Below are 25,290 nucleotides of genomic sequence, written 5' to 3' on the forward strand. Positions count from 1 at the left end.
AGCCTGCAAGAATCCAGCCGTCAATGAAGCAAGATCCACAGCCGGCTGCCGCATCGGAATGGCGCGCCGAAGGCGACGCCTGCGCCGCACGCGGCGAACTCGAGGCCGCGCTCCAACGTTGCGAAACCGCCCGTGCGCTCGACCCCGCCGACGCGCTCGTCCAGCAGCGCCTAGCGGCCACGCTCGCCGCGCTGAACCGATTTCCCGAAGCCGTCGTTCGCTATCACGAAGCGATCGCGCTCGATCCGCGCGACACGGATTCGCATCATGGCCTCGGCTGGACGCTTGAGCAGATGCATCGGCTCGAACAGGCAGTGGACGCCTATCGCGAGGCGACGCGCGTGAATCCGCAAGCCGACGGCTCGCACAACAACATGGGCAACTGCCTGCAGGCACTCGGCCGTTTCGACGAAGCGCACGAAGCGTATCGCCGCGCAATCGAGGCCGCGCCGCAGGTGCTGCTGTACTACCGCAACTTCGTGCAATCCAAGCGCCTTGCCGCTGACGATCCGGTCTTCCTCGCGATGGAGCGTCTCGTCGACGATGCCGCTTCGCTCACGCCGGCCAATCAGGCGGAGCTTCACTTCGCGTACGGCCAGGCGCTGTCCGATGCGGGCCGCAACGACGCGTCGTTCGATCACTTCCTGAAGGGCAATGCGCTGCACCGCGCCGGCGTGCGTTACAACGAAGCGGAAACGCTCGGCCTGTTCGCACATCTGCCCGAACTGATGACTTCCGATCTGCTGGCGGCGAAGCGCGGTCTGGGCGACGCATCGCAGGCGCCGATTTTTATCGTCGGCATGCCGCGCTCGGGTTCGACCTTGATCGAACAGATTCTCGCGAGCCATCCGCAAGTCTTCGGCGCAGGCGAGCGCACGGAATTCGGCGAGGCGCTGGTGAACTGCATCCGCCGCGATCCGGGCGATCCGTTGCGGATCGACATCGAAGCATTGGAAGACGTCGGCGCCGCGCCGTTGCGCACGCTCGGCGCGGACTATCTGCGTCGGATGCGCAATGCGTTGCCGGAACTCCAGAGCCTGGCGCAAAACGACGAACGCAATCCTGCGAACTACACGCACTTCACCGACAAGTATCCGTTCAACTTCATCAACCTCGGCCTGATCCATCTCGCGTTACCGAACGCCCGCTTCATTCACAGCAGCCGCGCGCCGTTGCCAACCTGCCTGTCGATTTTTTCGCGGATCTTTCACGACGTGCCGTTCAGCTATGATCTCGGCGAACTGGGCCGCTACTACCGCGCGTACGACGAGTTAATGGCTCACTGGCAACGCGTGCTCCCCGAAGGTGTGATGATCGAAGTCAAGTATGAAGAACTGGTCGACGATTTCGAAGGTAATGTGCGCCGCGTGCTCGCGCATTGCGGGCTCGACTGGGACGAACGCTGCCTGTCGTTTTATCAGACCACGCGCCAGGTGAATACGGCCAGTTCCGCGCAGGTGCGCCGTCCGCTGTATAAGACGTCGCTGCAACGTTGGCAGCCGCAGCACGCGTTGCTGCAACCGCTGTTCGATGGCCTCGGCGCGGAGTTGGCGCCGGCGCATCGCCGCGAGGCTGACGAGGTCGCGGCAAGCGGCACGGAGCATCGCTCATGAGCGCATCGCGTGGCGCCGTGATCTGGATGACGGGGCTTTCCGGCGCCGGCAAATCGACGCTCGCCAACGCCTTGCATCAGCGTCTGAAGGAAGCGGGACATGCCGCGATCGTGCTCGATGGCGACGTGCTGCGGCGCGGACTGAACGCCGATCTCGGCTTCACGCCCGAGGACCGTACTGAGAACTTGCGACGGGTCGCGCACGTCGCGGCGCTCTTCATGCAGCAGGGCTTCGTCGTGATTGCCGCAGTGATTTCGCCGGAGCATCGGCATCGGCGTTCTGCTCGTGAAATCGTCGGTGACGGTTTCGTCGAAGTGTTCGTGAATGCGCCGCTGAACGTCTGCGAAGCTCGCGATGCCAAAGGGCTTTACGCTCGCGCAAGGCGCGGCGAGATCCCGCATTTCACCGGCATTTCCGGACCTTTCGAAGCACCGCTCGCGTCGGATGTCGTGATCGAGAGCGACCGGATGCCGGTCGACGAGTCAGTGGGCCGCCTGCTCGCGCATCTGGCCGCGATGGGGCGTCTGAGCAGTTAGCGCTTCGTCCTGAAGCGCGGCGAGTCACGCGCAGCGCGTAACCGTACACGCAGATTTTTCGCCCCGCCCGCGACGTTTCACCATACCGTTTCGATTTCTCGGGGGACAGAAGGGGTGAAGCGTCGATGCGTGTGCGTCGACGGTAGACACACGCACATGCGCACGCGCATCGAAGCCGCTTCGGGTTACCGCAACAACCCGGCCGAATGATGCAAAGCCGGATACACGCCGATGATGAACGCCGCATAGATCGCGGCCATCGTCACGCCGGCGGCGGTGCCCCAGATGTCGCGCGATGCGGCGCCCTGGCGGAAATGCACCGGCAGTCCGACGATGAGGTAGCCGATCAGGAAGAAGACGATGACCGCCCTCACGGGCGAGAGGTCGTGGCCGATAAATTCGAGCAGCGCGGACAAGCTGAATTCAGACATGGACAGACAGGCAAGATGACATGCGGATGATGGCGCGAACCATGGAATTCGCGCGAAGACCTACGTGGATTAAAGTCCATTCAGCGGGCAAGGTACAAGCAAAAGACTGTATAAATTTGTACAGGCTGACATTGCTTGCACAATGCCTACAGGGCAACTTTCATCCGTGCTTCACGGCGCTTCACACGGCTTTCACCGCGAGGCGATCAGCGCTTGCGCAAAGGCTCGAGCAGCGGCTTCAAACCGTTGTGATCGATCTCGTGCATTAACGCCAGCAGCCGGCCGATTTCGCCCGGCGGAAAGCCCTGGCTAGCAAACCAGTTTAGATAATGACCGGGCAGGTCCGCAATCACGCGGCCTTTATATTTCCCGTAAGGCATGATGCGCGTGACCAGCAGTTCGAGGTGTTCGGGATTCATGGCAGACAGGTCGACGCAGGGAAACCGCAGCGAAACATTTCGCGCGGAAAAAACGGGTGACGCGCGCTGGAACCGCATTTTAGCGCGCTAAGCAGAGGTCGGACGGACATGGTACCGTCGGCGCTTTTCGTTCAACCAATCAACAGGACAAGTTCGATGGAATACCGCAGACTCGGCGACTCCGATGTGCAAGTTAGCCTGATCGGTCTCGGCACCATGACGTGGGGCGAGCAGAACACGGAACAGGAAGCGCACGCGCAGATCGATTACGCACTCGATCAAGGCGTCAACCTGATCGACGCCGCTGAAATGTACCCGGTGCCGCCGCGCGCCGAGACGCAGGGTTCGACGGAACGCTTCATCGGCACATGGCTCGCGCAGCATCGCAGCGCGCGCGAGAAAATCGTGCTTGCCACCAAGATTGCCGGCCCGGCGCGTCAGCCGCACAACCCGCGCCATATTCGTGGCGAGGGCAACCAGTTCGACCGCAAGAATCTGACCGAAGCACTCGACGACAGCCTGAAGCGCCTGCAAACGGACTATGTCGATCTGTATCAGTTGCACTGGCCGGATCGCAGCACGATGACGTTCGGCCGCCCGGCGTATCCGTGGGTCGACGACGCCTATACGGTGCCGATCGAAGAAACGCTGTCGGTGCTCGCTGAATTCGTCAAGGCGGGGAAGGTGCGCCACGTCGGCGTGTCGAACGAAACGCCGTGGGGCGTCGCGCAGTTTCTGCGCGCGGCTGAAAAACTCGGGTTGCCGCGCATCGTCAGCATTCAGAATCCGTACAGCCTCGTCAATCGCACTTACGAAGCGGGGCTGTCCGAGTACGCGCATCGCGACAACATCGGCTTGCTGGCTTATTCGCCGCTGGCCTTCGGCTGGCTGACGGGCAAGTATGAAGGCGGCGCGCGTCCGGCTGGCGCTCGTATCTCGCTGTTCGAGCGTTTTCAGCGCTACAGCAAGCCGCAAGCCGTCCAGGCGATCACGCGTTACGTCGAGTTGGCGAAGCGTCACGGCTTGTCGCCCGCGCAATTCGCGCTTGCGTTCGTCAATAGCCGGCCGTTCGTGACCAGCAATCTGATCGGCGCGACCTCGCTCGATCAATTGAAGGAAAACATCGCCAGCGTCGAGGTGAAACTCTCGCCGGAAGTGCTCGCGGAAATCGATGCGCTGCATGAGTTGCAGCCGAATCCGGCGCCTTGATGCGTGAGTGTTGAGCGTGTGGTTCTAGTGCGGCTCGAATCATGCGAACGTTTGATTTGCCCCGGCTGCACGGCCGGGGCGTTCGCAAGGGGATTCGCGCTTCGCTTCTGCGACGCTGTCGCGTCGGCAGACGTGCTCAGCCGGTACTCCACTTCCCGCGTATGCCGTGATGGCGAGCAGCTTCGCCACGGCGCTCTAGGCGAGTCGGCATTCCCGTGTCCTCAGCGGATCATCAACTTCCTCCGCACCGCGTAGAGCGCGAACAAACTCGCCACTGCACAGAACATCAGATAGAGACCCGGCGCGAGCTTATTACCGCTTGCATCGATCAGCCACGTGATCACGAACGGCGCAAAGCCGCCGAACACCGTCACGCCGATGTTGTAGCTCACCGCGAGGCCGGTCGCACGCGTCTGCGTTGGGAAAATCTCCGACATCAACGCGGGCAGCGCGCCGAAATACGTGGCCTTCAATACGCCGATCCAGATCAGCGCGAGCAGCATCGTCGCGAACGACGGATGCGCGTTCATATACACAAAAGCCGGATACACCGTCACCAGCATCAGCACGGCGGCCGTCGCCATGATGCGGATGCGTCCGAGGCTGTCGGACAGATGACCCGCGAACGGCGTCAGCACCGTGAGCACCACGCCGGTGGCGAGCGTCGCCGCGAAGCCGGTCGAGGCGGGCAAGTGCAGTTGCTTGATCGCGTAAGTCGGCATGTACAGGATCATGTAATTGGCCGCCGTCGAAATGATCAGCGAGCCGACCGCCAGCAGCATGCGGACCTTCTGCGTGCCGAACAGGTCGCGCAGCGGCGTGCGGGCTTTGGACTCGGCGTTGAACTCGGCGCCTTCATCCACGTAACGGCGGATATAGAAACCCACCGGACCGATCGCGAGGCCGAACAGAAACGGCACGCGCCATCCCCATGATTCGAGTTGCGCGCTCGTGAGCTGGCTCGTCAGCAGCGCGCCGAAACCGGAGGCGAGCAACGTCGCCATGCCTTGGCTCGCGAACTGCCAGCTACCCATGAAGCCGCGGCGCTCGGGCGCATGTTCGACCAGAAACGCGGTGGACGCGCCGAACTCTCCGCCCGCCGAAAAACCTTGCACGAGGCGCGACAGCATGATGCCCGCGGGCGCCCACAGGCCGATCGCCGCATACGGCGGCATCACGGCGATCGTCAAGGTGCCGATCATCATCAGCGCGATCGACAGCAGCAGCGACGCCTTGCGTCCGGCGCGATCTGCGAGCGAACCGAGTACGAGTCCGCCGAGCGGCCGGATCATGTACGAGATGCCGAAGGTGCCGAGCGTGAGCATCAGCGAAATCGCTTCGGTGCGTGCCGGAAAAAACAGCTTCGCGATGGTCACCGCGAAGAAACCGTAGACGACGAGATCGAACCATTCGAGCGCGTTGCCGATCGACGCCGCGAGAATGATGCGATGGACCTTCGCGGCGGACGGCCGCGCGGCGCTGGCTTGCAGAATGGACGTGCTCATCTTGGACGTGCCTCGTGACGGATGCGGATGACGGCGTGTTGCGCCCGATTGGTTCGGGCGTCGTTCAGATTGCGCTTAGGATCCGCTGACGGTTGTCGCGCGCGGCGAGTTCTCGCCGAGATCCCAGAAGAGGCCCGCCATGATCTGCAGGCCTTCGCGCACGACCGGTCCAAGCAGATGCTCGTTCGGCGCGTGCTGCGAACAGGCCGGATACGAATGCGGCACCCAGATGGTCGGCAGGCCGAGCGTGTCGGCGAACACTTCGTTGGGCAGCGTGCCGCCCAGATTCGGCAGCACAGCGGTCTTCTTGCCGGTGGTCTGTTCAAGCGAGGCGATCGCCCACGTGACCCACGGATCGTCCGGGTTCAGGCGCGTGGCGGGCGCGCCGCGCTCGACGTCGATCTGCACTTGCGAGAAGCCATGCGCATCCAGATGCGTGCGCAGATACCGTTCGAGGTTGTCCCAATCGGTGCCGACCACGAAGCGCAACTGGCAATGCGCGAACGCCGACGACGGAATCGCATTGACCGGGTTCTCCGGATTGCCGGCCTTGAACGCGAGTATTTCGAAGCTGTTCCAGCCGAACACGCGCTCGGGCGCGGTAAGGCCAGGCTCGCCCCAGTTGTCGTCGACGGCCGGATCGCCCGGGCCGCCGCCTACCGAGATATCGGCGAGCGCACGGCGCACCGCCTCGGGAATCGGCGGCGGGCGCAAACCGTCGACGGCGATCACGCCGCGCGCGTCGACGAGGCTCGCCAACGCGTTTGCCAGTACCGTGGCCGGGTTGCGCAGCAGACCGCCCCAATTGCCCGAATGATGCGCGCCGTCGCGCAGATTCAACGACAGCTTGAAGTTCACCGAGCCGCGCGAGCCGAGGAACACGGTGGGGCGGCGCGCGGCAAGGCGCGGGCCGTCGGAGGCGATCAGCACGTCGGCGGCCAGTTCTTCACGGTGCGCACGGCAGACCGCGTCGAGTCCGGGCGAGCCGGTTTCCTCGCCCATCTCGATCAACAGCTTCGCGTTGAAGCCGAGCTTGCCGTCGCGCGCGGCCAGCACGCTCGCCAGCGCGGCCAGGTTGATGCTGTGCTGGCCTTTGTTGTCGGCGGTGCCGCGGCCGAACCAGCGCTCGCCTTCGATGGTCACGGCCCACGGCGTCAGCGGCGCGCGCCACTGGCTGTCGTAGCCGCGCACCACGTCGCCGTGACCGTAGATCAGCACGGTCGGCAGATGGTCGCCCTCGTGGCGCTCCGCGATCAGGAACGGCCCGAAGCCGTCCACCGGGTTCGCGACGATGCGCGTGGTGAAACCGATGCCTTCGACTTCAGGCGTTATCTCGTCGGTCAGATACGACCGCAGCGTCGCGGCGCGATCGTCCTCCTGACTTTCGGTGCGAAAACCAACGCGGCGGTTGAGCGTTTCGAGAAAGGCGCCGGATTCGAAATGGTGGGTGGCGTGATCGATGGCCTGGGTGCGGCTCATGGTGTCTCCAATGCGGGCGAATGTGGGGGCGGGCGGCGCGTGGTTTTCTGTCTGATTACGCTCGGACGCGGCCTGCAGCTTCAAACCGATTCTAGGAGGCCGTTTTTTTTGTCACAATGATCGTCTTTCGAAGCTTGCGTTGCCGAAAAGGCAAAGCTCACGATAGGCGAAGAGGCGCTTGCGGACATCGGCTCGCCGGCGCTGACCGTTGAATGGGACATCACACATGGCACTTTCGCTGCATGGCATCGCGCTGCGCTATTTCGTCGAAGTCGCGCGCACCGGTTCGCTCAGCGACGCGTCCGCGCGGCTGCATGTCGCCGTGTCGGCCATCAGCCGGCAGGTGGCGCGGCTCGAAAGCGATCTCGGCGTCGCGCTGTTCGAGCGGCGTCCGCGCGGCATGGCGCTCTCCGAAGCCGGTGAGCGCCTGCTCGCTTATGCGCAGCGCAGCCTGCTGGAGGCCGAGCATGTGATGAAGGAGATCGGCGGCCTGGAGACCTTGCACGGCAGCATGATCAAGGTGACGAGTTCCGAAGGTTTCGCCGCCGACTTCCTGCCTACCGCGATGGCGAGCTTCAGGGTTCAGTATCCGGGCATCGACTTCACGCTCTCGGTCATGTCGCCAGGCGAGGCGACCCGCCAGGTGCGTGACGGCGACGCCGATCTCGCGTTGACGTTCAGCCTCGCGCCGGAAAAGGGCGTCAAGGTCGAGCACACGGAGCGCGCGCCTGTGCTGGCGCTGCTGCGCGCCGATCATCCGTTGGCCGCGCGCGCGAAGGTGTCGCTCGCCGACTTGCAGCGCTATCCGCTCGTGCTGCCGGAGCCCGGCACGACGATTCGTCAGTTGATCGACATTACCTGCGCGCTCGAAGGCGTCCTGCTCGAGCCCGAGCTGACCTGCAACAACAGCGGCGCCATGTATCGCTACGCGCAGAAGTCCGGCGCGATCATGTTCACGGGTCTGCTGTCCGTGCGCGACCGCTACGCCGGCGATGGTTTCGTCGTGATGCCGCTGACACATCCGCAGATGCGCCAGCGCAGCATTCAGGTGCAGACCATGGCGGGGCGTGAGCTGCCGCAGTCGGTGAGGGCGTTCCGGGATCATCTGATCGCGGAAATCGCGGGTGCGAAGCCGGCTGATGCGACTGCCTCGAAGGCCGCGCGAAAGCGCAGCAGAAGCACGCGCTGATGGCAGCAGGGCCTGGAAAATCCACGTGGCATCAAGCCGGCGAGACAACGTTTGCGATCGCCCGCGCGCCACGAACCAGGCGGGCTGCATGCGTGCGATAGCGATCCATTCGCGACCAATTGAAAGGCAAATGTCCCAGCCGGATCGCGAATCACGACCTAAACTGTGGTGGACGGGGCGGCTGAGGGCGCGAACTGCACGGCGGGCAATGCTGCAGTGCACGCGCCGATGGAAGTCCTTTTGAGGACACCAATGGTAGGATTCAGCCCGAAAAATGGAGAGCGGCGCGCGCTCGAATTTGCGCGCCATCCACAACAGAGCGATAGGACTCAGGACATCGAATGGCGCAACAAAAAACAAACCCAAAACTTGAGCAGGCGCTGACGCGCGGGGATCTGGCAATCCGTCAGGCGAATTCGGCGCGGGCCACGGCATTGCTGCGCGCGTTGGGCAAGATGATCGTGGACGCGTCGGCGACGATCGGCGTGGAAGCCTTCACACTGATTCCCGACGGCGACAAGATCTACGATCCGGCCGATGGGCTGTGGCCGCAGGAACTGCAAGTCTCGCTCGATGGTCCCGTCGAAGAAGCCGATCCGGATGAAGTGCGCACGGTCCGCCTGATCTCCGACGATCCGGGCACGGTGTTCCGGGTCGAGTGGCAACGCGCCGACGGTAAGATCGGGCGTCAGGACGGTGGTCCGTTCGCCACGGTGGCGTTTATCTCCGACGTGGACATTCCGTGGACGGATGACGAGGACTGAGCGAGCCCGGTTAGCGGCAGGCGCTGATGCTTTGTTGATTGCGCGTATCAGCGCCTGCGGTCCGCTGTTTTTGCACGCCGGAAAACCTACTTCATCATCCGGCGGCGAAATAGAATCGCCGACACGATAAACCCGCCCACCGCATACGCCGCCAGCACGGCCACATGCAACACCACATTATCGACGGGCCGACCCAGCATGGCCGGCCGCATCAACTCGACGGCATGCGCCAACGGCAACACCTGGGTGACGCCTCGCGCAACGGCAGGCAACTGCGACACCGGAAAGAACACGCCGGATAGCAACAGCATCGGCGTCAACACCAGCGTCTGGTAAAACATGAAGAAGTCGTACGAAGGCGCGAGCGCCGTCACGACCATCGCGATGCTCGCGAACGCGAGCCCGGTCAATACGATGACTGGCAACGCCAGCAGCATCGACGGAAAATTCGCGTAGCCCAATGCGCCTGCCACCAGCATGATCGCCGCGCCCGAGAGCACAGCCTTGCTGGCTGCCCAGATCACCTCGCCGAGCACGATGTCGCCGAGCGTCAGCGGCGTATGCATGATCGCTTCCCATGTGCGTTGCACGTGCATGCGCGAGAAGCCCGAATACATCGACTCGAAACTCGCCGACATCATCACGCTCGAGGCCACCGTGCCCGCCGCGAGAAACGCGATATACGACACGCCGTCGACATGGCCGACCATCAGCCCCAGCCCGAAGCCGAGGCCGAACAGATAGATCATCGGATCGGCCAGGTTGCCGAACATCGAGGCGATCGCGAGTTTTTTCCACACCAGATAGTTGCGGCGCCACACGGCGATCCAGTTGCTGGCGTTCGCGGGAAAGGCGGCGAAGGTTTCCTGTTTCGATGGCGTATCGCCCGGCGTTTCGTAAGTGCGTGCGTCCATTGCGTGTCTCGTGCGGTGTCCCTGAACGGGACTTCCTTTGGGTCTGTTATAGCGCGCGCGTTGCGTGCGATACCGGTCTCGATGCGCCTTTAATCCTGCATCTCGCGGCCCGTGAGCCGCAGGAACACATCCTCCAGATTCGCCGGTCGATGCAGATAGCGCAGATCCGCGCGCTGCTTGAGCCGCGCATGCACCGGCTGCGCGTCGTTGACGTAGCAGAACAGCGTCTCGCCGCTGATCTCCGTGCGCTCGACGAACGGCGCCAGTTCATCGCGCAAGGCCACCGGATCGGGTCCGAAGATTTCGATCACATCGCAGCCGATCTCGGAAGCGATCAACGCGCTCGGCGCGCCTTCGGCGATCTTGCGTCCTTCTTCGATCACGCACAGCCGGTGGCAGAGGCGTTCGGCTTCTTCCATGAAGTGCGTGGTCAGCAAAATGGTTTTGCCGCGTGCAAGCAACGAGCGCAGCCGCTCCCAGATGAGATGCCGCGCCTGAGGATCGAGGCCGGTGGTCGGCTCGTCCATGATCAGCACGTCGGGATCGTTGACGAGCGCGCGCGCCAGCGTGAGACGCCGCTTCATGCCGCCGGACAACTCGCTCACGCGCGCGTCCGCCTTGCTCTCCAGACGCGCGAATTCGAGCAGCGACGGCACCATGGCACGGCATTGCGCGGCGCTCAAACCGAAGTAGCGGCCGAATACCAGCAGGTTCTCGCGCACCGTGAAGTCGGGGTCGAGGTTGTCGAACTGCGGCACCACGCCGACGCGCGCCCGCGCCACGCGCGCGCGGCCGGGGATCGGCTCGCCGCACAGACGGATCACGCCCGCGTCCGGCGCAGCGATGCCGAGCAGCATGCGCAACGTGGTGGTCTTGCCCGCGCCGTTGGGGCCGAGCAGGCCAAAGCATTCGCCGGCGTTGACATGAAACGACAGTCCATCGACGACCGTTTTTTCGCCGTAGCTTTTTTTAACCTGATGAAATTCGATGGCGACTTCGGGCATGGATCGAACGAGACTCCGGGAAAAGACGTGAATGACGCGAATGGCCGGGAGAGGCCGCCTATTCTAGGGCATCGGCGGGACGGTGTCGGTTCGAGGCCGACAGCCCGAAGCGGGTTTCTTGCACTGCGGCATCGGCCCGCGGAGGATCCCCGGGCGGCTTGCGCACCTGTTTAGGGCGGCGTTAGGGCGCAATTAGCGCGCAGTTAGCGTTTTCCATCCCTTGCAACCTGAATTGCGGCGCACCATGATTAATTCAGATCGCGCGTCCCGCGCGAAGGGAGAAAAATCATGGCGAGCTACCAGAAAATCCTGCTGTGCTACGACGGCTCGCGCGAAGGCCGCAAAGCACTACGTTGCGGCGCCGACCTGGCGTTGGATCTGAAAGCGGAAACGCATTTGCTGTCGGTCGTCGACATGCGTTCGAGTATTGCGCAAAGCGCGGGTCTGCTGACCGACGTGGCCTGTGGCAGTTTCGAAAAGACGGCGCGCGATATTCTGCAGGAAGGCGTGGACTGGCTCACGGAGCGAGGCGTGACCGCCCAAGGGCACTTTGCGTTCGGTCATCCGATCGATGAGATCGCCAACCTCGCCAATGAACTGCATGTCGACCTGGTCGTGGTCGGGCACCGCTGCCGCACGGGCTTGTCACGATGGTGGATGGGCGCGGGTAATACGCCGCTGCTCGACCGTGTCTCGTGCAGCATTCTGGTGGCGTGTTCTTCGGCGCAGGAACAGCAGCAAGCGGCGGCGTGAGGCCTAGTGGTCACGTGACCGGCCGCCTCGGCCTGACGGCATCAGGTGATCACTCGCTCAGGTTGACCGCGGCCAGCTTCCACGTGAATACCCCTTCGCGCTGAAAGATCGCCGAGTAACGCGCGTCGCCGGCGCCATGCTGGTACGTGACGACGAACTCGTTGAGGCCGCGATAGCCCGCCGTGGTTTGCGGCGGCTCCGGGGGCGTGGCGTTGGCATTCCCATTCACTGCGTTACCGGCGGGGGGCGCTGCCGGCGCCGGTGAAGTCGCCGTGGCGTCGGGCGGATTGTTCGCGGCCGCCGGCGCGGGCGGCCGCTCACCCGGATCGCCGCGCGGCGGCATGCCGTTCAGCAAGGCCGCCACACCGTCCGGTGTGGCATAGGCATCCACGAGCGGGCCAATCAATGCGACGCCGATCATCGCGCCAATGGCGGCCAATGGATTGCCGTTGCTGTGCGCGCCAAGCCGGCGTGTCAGCAAACCGGCGACCTGTTCCTTCAGGCTCTCACGCAACGCAGGGAAGTCGACGTACTGATTGACGGTTTGCGCGTCGCGCGCATCGGCCGCGCGTTTGAGATTGTTCAGCGCGATGTACGGTGACGCGTAAGCAAAGCCCAGTGCGGCGATTACCACGATCACGATTAGCGTGACGATCAGCGGCTTTGTGGCGCCGCCTCTGCTGCCACGTTGGGTACGTTTTGGAACTGCCATCGAGTGGGACTCTCTATCAGGTGTGATCTAACGTGGACCGCGGCCACGCGAAAACGATCCCACGCAATGCAATCTCTCGCCGCCCCGATCAAGACCCGACAAAGCCCCTCAAGACTCGAACACCGCGCCGTGCACGTTGGCTTCATCGGCGATGCAGCGGTCGATCATGCGGCAAACCGCGTCCATCGTGCCGACCATGATGAGGCGTGACGGCCCGTGATAGACCCGCACCGGTGCGCGACGCGCCGGTTCGGCCGTATTCAAACCCGAATTCAACGACACGCGCGCAAACGCCGGCAACGACGACGGCAAGCTCGACGCAGCCTCGGGCGAGTCGAACAGCGACGGCGTGCTGAGCGTGGCGGCCTCGATCAATGAGCAGGGCACCAGCTTGCGAAGATGACGCAGACGACCGAACTGGCGAAAGGGCAGCAGGCGGGCAAGACGTTCCATGAGACTCTCCAGACGATGCGACGTTGATGCGGCGTTGGCGCGGCTTTTATTCTGTCGAACGGGCGAGAGGGTTAGAACTCGCCGGGGCGAATCAGCCCCACGGCGATGCCCTCCAGCGCGAACTCCGCACTGCCGGTTTCAACGAAGATGTTTTCGTAATCGGGGTTCTCGGCGATCAGTTCGAGCCCGTTCGGCCGGCGCTTCAGGCGCTTGACTGTGACGTCGTCACCCAGCCGGGCAATGATGATCTGGCCGTCTTTCGCTTCGCTTCGCTTTTGCACCGCGAGCAGGTCGCCGTCGAAGATGCCCGCGTCGCGCATGGACAGCCCGCGCACCTTCAGCAGGTAATCGGGCTTGCTCGAGAACAGCGCCGGGTCGCAGACGTAGTGCTGCGAGATATGTTCCTGCGCGAGGATCGGGCTGCCGGCGGCAACCCGCCCGATCAGTGGCAGCGACAGTTGCATGATGCTGGCGTGCGGCAGGGTGAACTGGTGCGGCGAGTCTTCCGGGCCGGCCAGTAGGCGAATGCCGCGCGATGCGCCGGCCGCGAGTTCGATCACGCCCTTGCGAGCCAGCGCGCGCAGATGTTCTTCTGCCGAGTTGGCCGAGCTGAAACCCAGTTCGGCGGCGATCTCCGCGCGGGTGGGCGGAAAGCCGGTGCGTTCGATAGCCCTGCGGATCAGATCGAAAACCTGCTGCTGTCGTGCGGTGAGTTTGGTCATGGCGCCACTGTATGTATGAACAGGTGACTGTATTTTTATACAGTATTCGGCGCAATTCAAGCTTTACTTTAAGTTCGGGGCGAAGGGTGGCGTTGCAGCGCCGTCAAGCGATGCTCAAACACCCGTTTTCACGCCGCAACGCCTTATCCAGCTGTCATTACCACTTTTGAGTATTAAAGAATGAAGAAACATTATTTTTAATGATGAAAGCCCTTCGATAGACTGGCCTCCAGTTGGCGCTCATGTGCACGTGACCGCGACGCAAGAAAAGACACCACACGCTGTTTCAGCGGACAACGCGGAGAAAGTTGACATGATTCACCAAGGTACGGGGCTGGCAGGCAGGACGAAGAAACTGATCGCGGCGCTCGCATTGGGCGCGGCGGGCGCGCTCGGCGTGATGGCGCAGGCGCACGCCGCCGACACGACGCTGCTGAACGTGTCCTACGACCCGACGCGCGAGCTGTATCAGGACGTCAATCAGGCGTTCGGCAAGGAATGGAAGGCGAAGACGGGCGAGACGATCACCTTCAAGCAGTCGCACGGCGGCTCTGGCGCGCAGGCCCGCTCGGTGCTCGACGGTCTGCAGGCCGATGTCGTGACGCTGGCGCTGGCCTATGACATCGACGCACTGGCCGGTAAGGGTTTGCTGGACAAGGGCTGGCAGAAGCGTTTGCCGGATAACGCGTCGCCGTACACGTCGACGATCGTGTTTCTGGTGCGCAAGGGCAACCCGAAGCACATCAAGGATTGGGACGATCTGACCAAGCCGGGCGTGTCGATCGTGACGCCGAATCCGAAGACGTCGGGCGGCGCGCGCTGGAACTACCTCGCGGCCTGGGCGTATGCCGAGCATCAACCTGGCGGCAATGATCAGAAGGCCAAGGAATTCGTCGGCAAGCTGTACAAGAATGCCGGCGTGCTGGATTCGGGCGCGCGCGGCGCGACCACCAGCTTCGTGCAACGCGGTATCGGCGACGTGCTGATCGCATGGGAAAACGAAGCGTTCCTGTCGCTGAAGGAATTCGGTCCGGAGAAGTTCGAGATCGTGGTGCCATCGGTCAGCATTCTGGCTGAGCCGCCGGTCGCGGTGGTGGACAAGGTGGTCGACAAGCACGGCACGCGCAAGGAAGCCGAAGCGTATCTGAACTTCCTGTACAGCGAGCAAGGGCAGGAGATCGCGGCGAAGAACTTCTACCGTCCGCGTTCGAACAAGGTGCCGGCCGAGCTGACCGCCAAGTTTCCGAAGCTAAAGCTGTACACGGTGGACGATTCGTTCGGCGGCTGGGCCAACGCGCAGAAGACGCACTTTGCCGACGGCGGCGTGTTCGATTCGATCTATCAACCGCAGTAACTATTGAGCCGTTGCCTTCACCGGCATAGGCAACGAAGCGACGCGGCAACGCGTCACTCCCGAGCGCGCCCCATGGGGCGCGCTTTTGGCCGCCAGGGCCCGGCGGCCGGCAACACGAGCATCAACCTGAACGAGTAACGAGCATGACGACGTTGACCTTCCGAAAACCGAGCGCGTTGCCTGGTTTTGGCCTGACACTCGGCATCACGGTGGCTTATCTGAGCCTCGTGGTGCTGATTCCGCTTGCGGCGACCTTTCTCAAGACAGCCACGCTCGACTGGAGCCAGTTCGTGCGCGCGGTGAGCTCGCCGCGCGTGCTCGCGTCGTATCGGCTCACATTCTTTTCCGCGCTCGGCGGCGCGCTGATCAACGCGGTGTTCGGCTTTCTGGTGGCGTGGGTGCTGGTGCGCTACACGTTCCCGTTCAAGCGCATCGTCGATGCCGTGGTCGATCTGCCGTTCGCGCTGCCCACCTCGGTCGCCGGCATTTCGCTCGCGGCCGTGTACGCGGGCAACGGCTGGATCGGGCAGTTCCTCGAACCGCTCGGCCTGAAGATCGCCTTTACGCCGGCGGGCGTGCTGGTCGCGCTGACGTTCATCGGTTTGCCGTTCGTCGTGCGTACGGTGCAGCCGGTGCTCGAAGAGTTCGAACGCGAACAGGAAGAAGCGGCGGCCTGCCTCGGCGCCTCGCGCTGGCTGACGTTTCGCCGCGTAGTGTTGCCGGCGGTGTTTCCGGCTTTGCTGACGGGCTTCGCGCTGGCTTTTGCGCGCGCGCTCGGCGAGTACGGTTCCGTGATCTTCATCGCCGGTAATGTGCCGATGAAATCGGAAATCACGTCGCTGCTCATCATCACCAAGTTGGAGCAATACGACTATGCGGGCGCTACGGCCATCGCGGTCGTGATGCTGGTCGTGTCGTTCCTGATGCTGCTTTTCATCAATACGTTGCAGTGGTTTTTGCAGCGCCGTACGAGCCGCGGTGGAGCGGGTCCGGCGCCTGCCGCCGCGAGTGTCGCCGCGATCGGCGTTGGCGGAGGTGCGCAATGAGCCGCGATTCCGTGAAGAATGCCGGTGCAGCAGCCACCGTAGCCGTGGCGCCGCGCGCGCCGCTGAACGTTGCGCGCCGGCCCGATCCGGTCACCGAACCGCCCCTCGTGCGCTGGCTTCTGACCGGCGTCGCACTGCTGTTTCTCGCGCTGTTTCTCGTCGTGCCGCTCGCCGCCGTGTTCTATCAGGCGTTGAACAAGGGGCTCGGTTTTTATCTGGAATCGCTCGCCGATCCGGACGCGCTCTCGGCGATCAAGCTCACCGTGATCACCGCCGCGATCGCGGTGCCGCTGAACCTCGTGTTCGGTCTCGTGGCGTCATGGTGTATCGCCAAGTTCGAGTTCCGCGGCAAGGCGCTGCTGACCACACTGATCGATCTGCCGTTTTCGGTGTCGCCGGTGATCTCGGGCTTGATCTATGTGCTGATGTTCGGCGCGCAGGGCTGGTTCGGCCCGTGGCTGCAAGCGCACGACGTGCAAATCATTTTCGCGGTGCCGGGCATCGTGATGGCGACGGTCTTCGTCACGTTCCCGTTCGTCGCACGAGAACTGATTCCGCTGATGCAGGCACAAGGCAACGACGAAGAAGAAGCCGCGCACGTGCTCGGCGCGTCGGGCTGGCAGATCTTCCGCCGCGTCACGCTGCCCAACGTCAAATGGGGCCTGCTGTACGGCGTGATCCTGTGTAACGCGCGGGCGATGGGCGAGTTCGGCGCGGTGTCGGTGGTATCGGGCCATATTCGCGGGCAGACCGACACGATGCCGCTGCACGTCGAAATTCTCTACAACGAATACAACTTCTCGGCGGCGTTCGCCGTGGCGTCGGTGTTGGCACTGCTTGCACTCGTGACGCTCGGCCTGAAACTGCTCGCCGAGCGTCATATGTCGGCGGAACTGTCGGCCGCGCGCGACGTGCCCGCGTACGCCGGTCCCGTCACGCCGCCGGCTATCGCAACACACGCCACGCGCGCCACGCATGCATCGCAGCAACACCCGCTCAAGCAAGGAGAGCTGTAATGGGTATCACCGTTCGTAACCTGCAGAAGCGCTTCGGCGATTTCGTCGCGCTCGATAACGTCTCGCTCGACTTTCCGCCGGGTGAACTGGTTGCGCTGCTCGGGCCATCGGGTTGTGGCAAGACGACCTTGCTGCGCGTGATCGCCGGCCTCGAATACGCCGACGGCGGCCAGGTCGTGCTGCAAGGCCAGGACGTAGCGACGGTCGGCGCGCGCGAGCGGGAAGTGGGCTTCGTGTTCCAGCATTACGCGCTGTTCCGCCATATGACGGTGTTCGAGAACGTGGCGTTCGGCTTGCGCGTGAAGCCGCGCAAGGAGCGTCCTTCGGAAGCGGTGATCCGCGAGAAGGTGCATGAACTGCTCAAGCTCGTGCAGCTCGACTGGCTCGCGCAACGCTATCCGTCGGAATTGTCGGGCGGCCAGCGGCAACGTATCGCGCTCGCTCGCGCGTTGGCCGTCGAACCGAAAGTGCTGCTGCTCGACGAACCGTTCGGCGCATTGGATGCGAAGGTGCGCAAGGAATTGCGCAGCTGGCTGCGTCGTCTGCATGACGATCTGCATATCTCGACGATTTTCGTCACGCACGATCAGGAAGAGGCGCTCGAAGTGGCCGACCGTATCGTCGTGCTGAATCGCGGGCACGTGGAGCAGGTGGGTAGTCCGCAGGACGTGTACGACCATCCGCAGACCTCGTTCGTCTATGAGTTTCTCGGTGCGGCGAACCGTCTGCACGGCAACGTCGACGCGAGCGGTTTCGTGGTGGACGGCGCGGCGCTGCCGGTTTCCATCAAGGCCGATTTCAGCGGCCCGGCGTTCGCCTATGTGCGTCCGCACGATCTGCAGTTGTATCCGCAGGCGTCGGGCCATCGCGAAGGCATCGTCGTCGATGTGCGGCGCGTGGTGACGCTGGGCGGCTCGGTGCGGGTCGAACTCGCGGGCCGCGAGGGCAATCTGCTCGAAGCCGAACTCGATCGCGAAGCGTGGCGCGATCTGCAACTCGCCATCGGCGACGGCGTGACGGCGGTGCCGCGCGCTTTGCGCGTTTTCCCGGCGCAGTAAGCGCGGTCAAACGCGTAGCAATACAACTCGGTGTTTCAATCAAACTCAAATAACTCAACTCTGGCCGAACCGGAGACATACAGATGAATTTTCAGCAATTGCGCTTCGTGCGCGAAGCCGTGCGTCAGAACATGAATCTGACCGAGGTGGCGAACGTGCTGTACACGTCGCAGTCGGGCGTATCGAAACAGATCAAGGATCTGGAGGACGAACTCGGCGTCGACATTTTCATTCGACGCGGCAAGCGTCTGACGGGCCTCACCGAGCCGGGCAAGGCGGTGCATCAACTGATCGAGCGGATGCTGCTCGACGCCGAGAATCTGCGCCGCGTCGCGCGCCAGTACGCCGATCAGGACAGCGGTCACCTCGTCGTGGCGACCACCCACACGCAGGCGCGCTACGCGTTGCCGAAGGTGATCCGTCAATTCACCGAGGTGTTCCCGAAAGTGCATCTGGCGCTGCGTCAAGGCAGTCCGCAACAGATCGCGCAGATGATCATCAACGGCGAAGCGGACATCGGCATCTCCACCGAAGCGCTCGACCGTTTCCCGGATATCGTCACGTTCCCGTGCTATTCATGGCATCACGTCGTGGTCGTGCCGAAGGGGCATCCGCTGGTGGGCCGGCCGAATCTGACGCTCGACGAGATCGCCGAATTCCCGATCGTCACGTACGACCAGGATTTCACGGGCCGGTCGCATATCGACCAGGCATTCGCGAAAGCGGGCGCGTTGCCCGACGTCGTGCTGACCGCGATCGACGCCGACGTGATCAAGACCTATGTCGAACTCGGCATGGGCATCGGCGTGGTCGCGGCGATGGCCTACGATCCGAAGCGCGACACGGAACTGGTCGCGCTCGACACGCAGCATCTGTTCGAGGCGAGCACGACGCGGGTCGGTTTGCGCAAGGGCGCGTTCTTGCGCGCGTACGCGTACCGGTTGATCGAGATGTTCGCGCCGCAGTTGAACGAAGCGGATATCGCCGCGCAGTTGCGCGAAGCGGTCTGACGGATGCGCCGGATCGTGGCGGTCCGGCGCAGGGCACGAACGGCGCCGCGTGAACTCATCGCGATGCCAGTGCGAACTTCATATGCGCTGCGGCTGGCCTCGATACAAACGTCAGGTCAGCTCGTGGCGCACTGAGCGCCGGCCTCATCCAGCTTCAAAACGAACGGACATCCGTTTTTTCACGCATGGCGGCGCGCGGCGCATCGCTTACAATCGCCGCCATGAATACTTCGACTTCTTCTTCCGCCGCGCCTTCAGACGAAAGCGCGACGCCACCGTTGCCGCGCATCGCCGTGCTGGCGACCGGCGGCACGATCGCCGGCGCGGCCGCGAGCGCCACCAACACATCGGGTTATCAGGCTGGTGTGATCGGCGTCGAGCAACTGCTGGCCGTGGTGCCGGCCTTGTCCACGGTGGCGCGCATCGCGCCTGAGCAGATTGCCAGCGTCGACAGCAAGGACATGGCGATGCCGCTATGGACCACGCTCGCGCAACGCATCAACACGCTGCTCGCCGACGATGATATCGACGGCGTGGTGGTCACGCACGGCACCGACACGCTCGAAGAAACCGCCTACCTGCTGCATCTGACCATCAAGTCGGACAAGCCGGTCGTGCTGACGGCGGCCATGCGCCCGGCCTCGGCGCTCTCCGCCGACGGTCCGCTGAATCTGCTGAACGCCGTGACGGTCGCGGCACAGGCGAGTTCGCGCGGGCAGGGCGTGCTGGTTGCCTTCAACAACAAGATCCACAGCGCGCGCGACGTGGTCAAGACGAGCACCTATGCGGTCGATGCGTTTCATTCGCCCGAGATCGGCGCGCTCGGCTGGGTGCAGGACGGCCGCGTCGAATTCCAGCGCAGCGTGGTGCGTCCGCATACGCTCGCAACCGAGTTCGTGATCGGCGCGAAGTGGCCGCATGTGGAAATCGTCGTGAGTTACGCGGGCGTTTCGCGCATTGCCGTGGATGCGTTGGTCGCCGCTGGTGTGCGGGGAATCGTCGTGGCGGGCACGGGCAACGGCTCGATTCACGCCTCGCTGCAGCAGGCACTTGCCGATGCCGCCTCGCAAGGTGTCGCGGTGGTGCGTGCGTCGCGCGTGGGTTCGGGACACGTGATGCGCAACGGCGCGGCCGCCGACGACGCACTCGGTTTCGTCAGCGCGGGTTCGCTGAATCCGTACAAGGCGCGCGTGCTGCTGATGCTGGCATTGGCCGCGGGCGCCACGGGGCCGGTGGCGTTGCAGAAGTTATTCGATACGTACTGATCGATTCAGCGAGGACAGGCCCGGTTCAAAGTCAGAACCGTGTCCCGCTCATGAAGCTTGAATGACAACGCGGCGCCCAGGTCATCGACCGGAGCGCCGCGTTGTCGTTTCAGCTTGAGGTTTATCGCTATCGCCGCAACGAGGCGACGTCGGCGAGCAGTCAGTTTGCCAGATCCGGCGGCAACTTGCCGCCGTTCGCCGCCAGTGCTTGCATCACCTGCTTGTGCAGCCAGATGTTCATGCTCGCCGAATCGTTCGTGTCGCCGCTGTAATTCAGTTCCTTTGCGAGCTCCTTGCGATGATCGAGGCTGCTCTCCACGCCGAGCGCTTTCAGCGTATCGACGATCGACGTGCGCCAGTTCAACGTTTGACCGCTCTCGCTCACGAACTGGTCCATGACGGCAGCGACGTCGACATCAGCCAGCGGCGCGGGCGCCGGTGTAGCCGCCGGTGCGGCAGCTTGCGCCGCTGCCGGATCCGGTGTCGCCTCAACCGCGGGAGCAGGCTGGTCGGGCTTCGCTTTGCCGAAGAGCTTGTTGACGATGGTACCGAAGATGCTCATTCTGAATCCTTTGCAGATGGGTTACTGGCGCAAGCACGTTCCGCTTACGGGTTGAACACCGGTTGGAATCGGGCGAATGATGCAGAGGACATGCGTTGCCTTGATCGGCAAGCCGCACTTGAACGCTGACACGCCCGCAACCAGACTCAACGAGTGTAGGAGAAAAGCGCGGACCGATGTGTCAAAAAAGGTCGAGCAAAGGGGACGGAGTTGCAAGCAAATGCAAGCGGACTTGCGAGCACGCGTACGAGGGGAACTGCTAAGAGAGGTGCCGGCGAGTGGCGTGCGTGATGCACCCGCTGCGAGAGTTTGGCCGAAAAAGCATAAGCATCGTTAAACATGAAATCCGACAGCCGGACACCCGACGACGACGTCTGACCGACCAAGGCTTCCCCGGCGCCGCCGGGTGCCGCTGCGGACCCCACTTGCCGCTCTCAGCCCAGAGCGGCACGATTTGCCCGTTCCGCCATGCCTACCGCACGACGAACCGGGCGCCCCACCTGCGACTGCCATGACGTTGATCATGCAACGATCACGGCAGTCCGTATTGCTTCCTCAAGCAGCCTTGGCTTCGCTACCCGGCGCTTGCGCGACTTCGAAATTCGCCATGATTTCAAGCGCCCGCACCATCGCGGAGTGATCCCATGCCTTGCCACCGTTCGCCGCGCATACGCTGAACAGTTGCTGTGCGCTCGCCGTATGCGGCAGGGCGATGCCGAGCTTGCGCGCGCCGTCGAGTGCGAGGTTCAGATCCTTCTGGTGCAGTTCGATGCGGAAACCCGGATCGAATTTGCGCTTGGTCATGCGCTCGCCGTGCACTTCGAGAATCCGCGACGAGGCGAAGCCGCCCATCAAAGCCTTGCGCACGCGTTCCGGATCGGCGCCCGAGCGCGACGCGAACAGCAGCGCTTCGGCCACGGCTTCGATGTTCAGCGCGACGATGATCTGGTTCGCGACCTTGCAGGTCTGACCCGCGCCGTTGTCGCCGATCAGCGAGATGTTCTTGCCCATCAGTTCGAACAGCGGCTTGGCCGTGGCGAACGCCTTTTCCGGGCCGCCCACCATGATCGTCAACGATGCTTCACGCGCGCCGACTTCGCCGCCGGAGACCGGCGCGTCCAGGTAGTCGACGCCGAGAGCGTTGATCTTCTTCGCGAACGCTTGCGTGTCGAGCGGCGAGATCGAGCTCATGTCGATCACGAGCTTGCCTTGCGAGAGGCCGGCGGCGACGCCGTCATCGGCGAACAGCACGTTGGCGACGTCAGGCGTGTCCGGCACCATGATGATGACGATGTCGGCGGCCTGCGCGACAGCGGTCGAATTCGCGACGACGCTCGTCGTCTTGCTCAGATCTTCCGGCACCGGGTACGCGCCATTCACGAACAGCGTGTGGCCGCCCTTGATGAGGTTGCGCGCCATGTGCGCGCCCATGATGCCGAGGCCGATGAAACCGATCTTTGCCATGTGTCTAAATCTCCAGTGTTGTTAGGTGTCCCTCTAGGGACTTCCTTTGGGGCGTCGAGCGCCTGATCCCGCCCGGCAATCAGGCAATGCGGCGCTCAGGCGGCGGCGTGCGCCGCGCCGCGGGTTTGCCCGGCCACGCTCTGCACCCAGCCGAGGCCGGCGGTGGTCGTCGTGCGCGGTTTGTATTCGCAGCCGACGTAGCCGTCGTAGCCGAGCGAGTCGAGCAGCTCGAACAGAAACGGGTAGTTGATTTCGCCGGTGCCCGGTTCATTGCGGCCGGGGTTGTCGGCGAGCTGGATGTGCGCGATCTGCGGCAGATTTTTCTTGATGGTCGCCGCGAGTTCGCCTTCCATCCGTTGCATGTGATAGATGTCGTATTGCAGGAACAGATTGTCCGAATCGACCGCGCGAATCACATCGAGGCCTTCGCCCGAGCGGTTCAGTGCGAAGCCCGGAATATCGTAAGAGTTGCACGGCTCGACCAGCAGCTTGATGCCGGCCTTCTTCAGTTCGCCCGCGGCGAAGCGCAGGTTGTCGACGATCGTCGAGCGCGCCTTGTCCGCATCGACGCCGGCCGTCGGAATGCCGACGAGGCAGTTCAGTTGCGGCACCTTCAGTGCTTTCGCGTATTCGATCGCGCGGCCGACGCCTTCCTGGAACTCGCTCACGCGATCCGGCAGGCACGCGATGCCGCGTTCGCCCGCTTCCCAGTTGCCCGCGGGCAGGTTGTGCAGCACCAGCTTCAGGCGGTTCTGCTGCAGACGCTCGCTCAATTCAGCGATCTGATACGGATACGGAAACAGGAATTCGACGGCGTGAAAGCCCGCGTCCGCCGCAGCCGCAAAGCGGTCGAGGAACGGGACTTCGTTGAACAGCATGGTGAGATTCGCTGCGAATTTCGGCATGGTGCGTCTGTCTCTCTGGTCGGTCAATGGAATAACTTCGTGAGGCGGTTCGGTGTTGGAGAACCGCGCTCACGTGATGCTCATCGGTACAGCGCGTCAGGCAACTCAGCAAATCAATCGAGCATGCTGATCGCGGTCGGTGCGTCCTGGCGCTTCTCAGCCAGTTCTTCGAACTCGTTGATCGCGTCGATTTCGGTGCCCATCGAGATGTTGGTCACACGTTCGAGAATCACTTCGACGATCACCGGCACGTTGAACTCGGAGAGCATCGACTGCGCCTTCAGCAGCGCGGGCTTCAGTTCTTCCGGCTTGAGCACGCGGATTGCCTTGCAACCCAAACCTTCCGCAACCGCGACGTGGTCCACGCCGTAGCCGTTCGTTTCCGGCGCGTTGATGTTCTCGAAGCCGAGTTGCACGCAGAAGTCCATATCGAACGCGCGCTGTGCCTGGCGGATCAGGCCGAGGTACGAGTTGTTCACCACCACATGCACGTACGGCAGCTTGAATTGCGCGCCCACAGCCAGCTCTTCGATCATGAACTGGAAGTCGTAGTCGCCTGAGAGCGCCACGATCGGACGTTGCGGGTCAGCCACACGCACGCCGAGCGCTGCCGGAATCGTCCAGCCGAGCGGGCCGGCCTGACCGCAGTTGATCCAGTTGCGCGCCTTGTAGACGTGCAGGAATTGCGCGCCGGCGATCTGCGAGAGACCGATCGTGCTCACGTAGCACGTGTCGCGGCCGAACACCTGATTCATCTCTTCGTAGACGCGCTGCGGCTTCATCGGCACGTTGTCGAAGTGGGTCTTGCGGAGCATCGTCTTCTTGCGTTGCTGGCAGTCGGCGACCCACGCGCTACGATCCTTCAGCTTGCCGGCGGCCTTCCATTCCTGCGCCACTTCCACGAACAGTTCGAGTGCGGCCTTCGCGTCCGATACGATGCCGAGATCCGGGCCGAATACGCGGCCAATCTGCGTCGGCTCGATGTCGATGTGCACGAACTTGCGGCCCTTCGTGTACACCTCGACGCTGCCCGTGTGACGGTTCGCCCAGCGGTTGCCGATGCCGAGCACGAAGTCGGAGGCGAGCATCGTCGCGTTGCCGTAGCGGTGCGAAGTTTGCAGACCGACCATGCCGGCCATCAGCGGATGGTCGTCGGGAATCGCGCCCCACGACATCAGCGTCGGGATCACCGGCACGCCGACGGTTTCGGCGAACGTGACGAGCAGGTCTTCAGCGGCTGCGTTCAGCACGCCGCCACCCGAGACGATCAGCGGCTTGTCCGAGTCGTTCAGCAATGTGAGGGCGGCTTCGATCTGTTTGCGCGATGCTTTCGGCTTGTAGACCGGCAGCGGTTCGTACGTGTCGATGTCGAATTCGATTTCGGCGAGCTGCACGTCGATCGGCAGGTCGACCAGCACCGGACCCGGACGGCCCGAGCGCATCAGGTGGAAAGCCTGCTGGAATACGCGCGGCACCAGCGCCGGCTCACGCACGGTGACGGCCCACTTGGTGACGGGCTTGGCGATCGATTCGATATCGACAGCCTGAAAATCTTCCTTGTACAGACGCGCACGCGGCGCCTGCCCCGTGATAGCAAGAATAGGAATGGAGTCGGCCTGAGCCGAGTACAAACCGGTGATCATGTCGGTGCCGGCGGGGCCCGACGTGCCGATACACACGCCGATGTTGCCCGGTTGAGCGCGCGTATAGCCTTCGGCCATATGCGACGCGCCTTCGACGTGGCGGGCCAGCACGTGGCTGATGTTGCCTGCCTTGCGCATGGCCGAGTAGAACGGGTTGATCGCTGCGCCCGGAACGCCGAATGCGGTGTCGATGCCTTCTTTTTCGAGCACCAGCACGGCTGCGTCGACGGCTCTCATCTTGGCCATGAATGTCTCCTGAATGTC

Annotated in this window: 25 protein-coding genes; 12 read left to right on the forward strand and 13 right to left on the reverse strand. The window is 63.3% G+C overall.

The annotated features are described in order from the left end of the window. The first annotated feature begins 23 nt into the window (after nucleotides 1-23). Together HF916_RS36440 and cysC are read left to right on the forward strand one after the other, a co-directional pair. A complete protein-coding gene (locus tag HF916_RS36440) occupies nucleotides 24-1,613 on the forward strand; it encodes a tetratricopeptide repeat-containing sulfotransferase family protein (protein ID WP_168793627.1) in 1,590 nt (529 codons plus the stop codon). Beyond that, entirely contained in the window at nucleotides 1,610-2,149 is a 540-nt protein-coding gene (gene cysC / locus HF916_RS36445; protein ID WP_168793628.1) for an adenylyl-sulfate kinase, read from the forward strand. The genes HF916_RS36440 and cysC overlap by 4 nt, the downstream gene beginning before the upstream one ends. Before the next feature lie 185 nt (nucleotides 2,150-2,334). On the opposite strand, the gene HF916_RS36450 is transcribed toward cysC, so the two are convergent. Together HF916_RS36450 and HF916_RS36455 are read right to left on the reverse strand one after the other, a co-directional pair. Next, nucleotides 2,335-2,580, reverse strand: coding sequence for a hypothetical protein (locus HF916_RS36450; RefSeq protein WP_168793629.1), 246 nt, complete (start codon nucleotides 2,578-2,580; stop codon nucleotides 2,335-2,337). 206 nt (nucleotides 2,581-2,786) lie between these two features. After that, a complete protein-coding gene (locus HF916_RS36455) occupies nucleotides 2,787-2,999 on the reverse strand; it encodes a DUF3820 family protein (protein WP_168793630.1) in 213 nt (70 codons plus the stop codon). Between the two features lie 156 nt (nucleotides 3,000-3,155). On the opposite strand from HF916_RS36455, the gene HF916_RS36460 reads away from it, so the two are divergent. After that, a complete protein-coding gene (locus HF916_RS36460) occupies nucleotides 3,156-4,208 on the forward strand; it encodes an NADP(H)-dependent aldo-keto reductase (RefSeq protein ID WP_168793631.1) in 1,053 nt (350 codons plus the stop codon). A gap of 221 nt (nucleotides 4,209-4,429) precedes the next feature. Here HF916_RS36460 and HF916_RS36465 read toward each other — a convergent pair whose 3' ends face one another. After that, the gene (locus HF916_RS36465; protein WP_168793632.1) at nucleotides 4,430-5,713 is read right to left on the reverse strand and encodes an MFS transporter; all 1,284 of its coding nucleotides are present in this window, start codon (nucleotides 5,711-5,713) and stop codon (nucleotides 4,430-4,432) included. Between the two features lie 75 nt (nucleotides 5,714-5,788). Beyond that, nucleotides 5,789-7,192, reverse strand: coding sequence for a M20 family metallopeptidase (locus tag HF916_RS36470; protein WP_168793633.1), 1,404 nt, complete (start codon nucleotides 7,190-7,192; stop codon nucleotides 5,789-5,791). Nucleotides 7,193-7,418: 226 nt separating this feature from the next. Here HF916_RS36470 and HF916_RS36475 point away from each other — a divergent pair, with 226 nt between their 5' ends. After that, a complete protein-coding gene (locus HF916_RS36475; protein ID WP_168793634.1) occupies nucleotides 7,419-8,381 on the forward strand; it encodes a LysR family transcriptional regulator in 963 nt (320 codons plus the stop codon). Between the two features lie 341 nt (nucleotides 8,382-8,722). Then, the gene (locus HF916_RS36480) at nucleotides 8,723-9,145 is read left to right on the forward strand and encodes a hypothetical protein (RefSeq protein ID WP_012432783.1); all 423 of its coding nucleotides are present in this window, start codon (nucleotides 8,723-8,725) and stop codon (nucleotides 9,143-9,145) included. 86 nt (nucleotides 9,146-9,231) lie between these two features. Here the strand turns inward: HF916_RS36480 and HF916_RS36485 are convergent, their stop codons facing one another. Further along, complete coding sequence (locus tag HF916_RS36485) at nucleotides 9,232-10,059, reverse strand: ABC transporter permease (RefSeq protein WP_168793635.1); 828 nt, start codon at nucleotides 10,057-10,059, stop codon at nucleotides 9,232-9,234. 89 nt (nucleotides 10,060-10,148) lie between these two features. Further along, nucleotides 10,149-11,063: a nodulation factor ABC transporter ATP-binding protein NodI gene (gene nodI, locus HF916_RS36490; protein WP_168793636.1), complete on the reverse strand. Its 915-nt coding sequence runs from the start codon at nucleotides 11,061-11,063 to the stop codon at nucleotides 10,149-10,151. A 288-nt stretch (nucleotides 11,064-11,351) separates the two neighbouring features. On the opposite strand from nodI, the gene HF916_RS36495 reads away from it, so the two are divergent. Beyond that, complete coding sequence (locus HF916_RS36495; RefSeq protein ID WP_012432786.1) at nucleotides 11,352-11,816, forward strand: universal stress protein; 465 nt, start codon at nucleotides 11,352-11,354, stop codon at nucleotides 11,814-11,816. Nucleotides 11,817-11,865: 49 nt separating this feature from the next. Here the strand turns inward: HF916_RS36495 and HF916_RS36500 are convergent, their stop codons facing one another. The 3 genes from HF916_RS36500 to lexA form a co-directional block, all read right to left on the reverse strand. Further along, nucleotides 11,866-12,528, reverse strand: coding sequence for a DUF2939 domain-containing protein (locus HF916_RS36500; protein WP_168793637.1), 663 nt, complete (start codon nucleotides 12,526-12,528; stop codon nucleotides 11,866-11,868). A 108-nt stretch (nucleotides 12,529-12,636) separates the two neighbouring features. Then, entirely contained in the window at nucleotides 12,637-12,981 is a 345-nt protein-coding gene (locus HF916_RS36505) for a hypothetical protein (protein WP_106307789.1), read from the reverse strand. Between the two features lie 71 nt (nucleotides 12,982-13,052). Beyond that, nucleotides 13,053-13,703 (reverse strand): transcriptional repressor LexA, encoded by a 651-nt coding sequence (gene lexA / locus HF916_RS36510; protein WP_168793638.1) that lies wholly within the window; start codon nucleotides 13,701-13,703, stop codon nucleotides 13,053-13,055. 313 nt (nucleotides 13,704-14,016) lie between these two features. Between lexA and HF916_RS36515 the strand changes: the two genes are divergently transcribed. From HF916_RS36515 to HF916_RS36540, 6 genes are all read left to right on the forward strand, one after another. Next, nucleotides 14,017-15,057: a sulfate ABC transporter substrate-binding protein gene (locus tag HF916_RS36515; RefSeq protein ID WP_168793639.1), complete on the forward strand. Its 1,041-nt coding sequence runs from the start codon at nucleotides 14,017-14,019 to the stop codon at nucleotides 15,055-15,057. 143 nt (nucleotides 15,058-15,200) lie between these two features. After that, nucleotides 15,201-16,103, forward strand: a complete 903-nt coding sequence (gene cysT, locus HF916_RS36520) for a sulfate ABC transporter permease subunit CysT (protein ID WP_168793640.1) — start codon at nucleotides 15,201-15,203, stop codon at nucleotides 16,101-16,103. Then, a complete protein-coding gene (cysW, locus tag HF916_RS36525) occupies nucleotides 16,100-17,119 on the forward strand; it encodes a sulfate ABC transporter permease subunit CysW (protein WP_168793641.1) in 1,020 nt (339 codons plus the stop codon). Before cysT ends, cysW begins: the two co-directional genes overlap by 4 nt. Then, nucleotides 17,119-18,177 (forward strand): sulfate/molybdate ABC transporter ATP-binding protein, encoded by a 1,059-nt coding sequence (locus tag HF916_RS36530; RefSeq protein WP_168793642.1) that lies wholly within the window; start codon nucleotides 17,119-17,121, stop codon nucleotides 18,175-18,177. Before cysW ends, HF916_RS36530 begins: the two co-directional genes overlap by 1 nt. An 83-nt stretch (nucleotides 18,178-18,260) precedes the next feature. After that, nucleotides 18,261-19,187: a CysB family HTH-type transcriptional regulator gene (locus HF916_RS36535; protein ID WP_007182122.1), complete on the forward strand. Its 927-nt coding sequence runs from the start codon at nucleotides 18,261-18,263 to the stop codon at nucleotides 19,185-19,187. 221 nt (nucleotides 19,188-19,408) lie between these two features. Beyond that, nucleotides 19,409-20,452: an asparaginase gene (locus tag HF916_RS36540; RefSeq protein WP_168793643.1), complete on the forward strand. Its 1,044-nt coding sequence runs from the start codon at nucleotides 19,409-19,411 to the stop codon at nucleotides 20,450-20,452. 160 nt (nucleotides 20,453-20,612) lie between these two features. Here the strand turns inward: HF916_RS36540 and HF916_RS36545 are convergent, their stop codons facing one another. From HF916_RS36545 to gcl, 4 genes are all read right to left on the reverse strand, one after another. Then, entirely contained in the window at nucleotides 20,613-21,014 is a 402-nt protein-coding gene (locus tag HF916_RS36545; RefSeq protein ID WP_168793644.1) for a DUF3597 domain-containing protein, read from the reverse strand. Nucleotides 21,015-21,569: 555 nt separating this feature from the next. Next, nucleotides 21,570-22,478 carry a 2-hydroxy-3-oxopropionate reductase gene (locus tag HF916_RS36550; protein WP_168793645.1) on the reverse strand — a complete coding sequence of 303 codons (909 nt, stop codon included), beginning with the start codon at nucleotides 22,476-22,478 and terminating at the stop codon, nucleotides 21,570-21,572. Between the two features lie 95 nt (nucleotides 22,479-22,573). Next, the gene (gene otnI, locus HF916_RS36555) at nucleotides 22,574-23,383 is read right to left on the reverse strand and encodes a 2-oxo-tetronate isomerase (RefSeq protein WP_168793646.1); all 810 of its coding nucleotides are present in this window, start codon (nucleotides 23,381-23,383) and stop codon (nucleotides 22,574-22,576) included. A 113-nt stretch (nucleotides 23,384-23,496) separates the two neighbouring features. Then, nucleotides 23,497-25,272 (reverse strand): glyoxylate carboligase, encoded by a 1,776-nt coding sequence (gene gcl, locus HF916_RS36560; protein WP_168793647.1) that lies wholly within the window; start codon nucleotides 25,270-25,272, stop codon nucleotides 23,497-23,499. Nucleotides 25,273-25,290: the final 18 nt, after the last annotated feature.

It is taken from the genome of Paraburkholderia aromaticivorans (assembly GCF_012689525.1).
In the GTDB taxonomy this organism is placed as follows: domain Bacteria; phylum Pseudomonadota; class Gammaproteobacteria; order Burkholderiales; family Burkholderiaceae; genus Paraburkholderia; species Paraburkholderia aromaticivorans_A.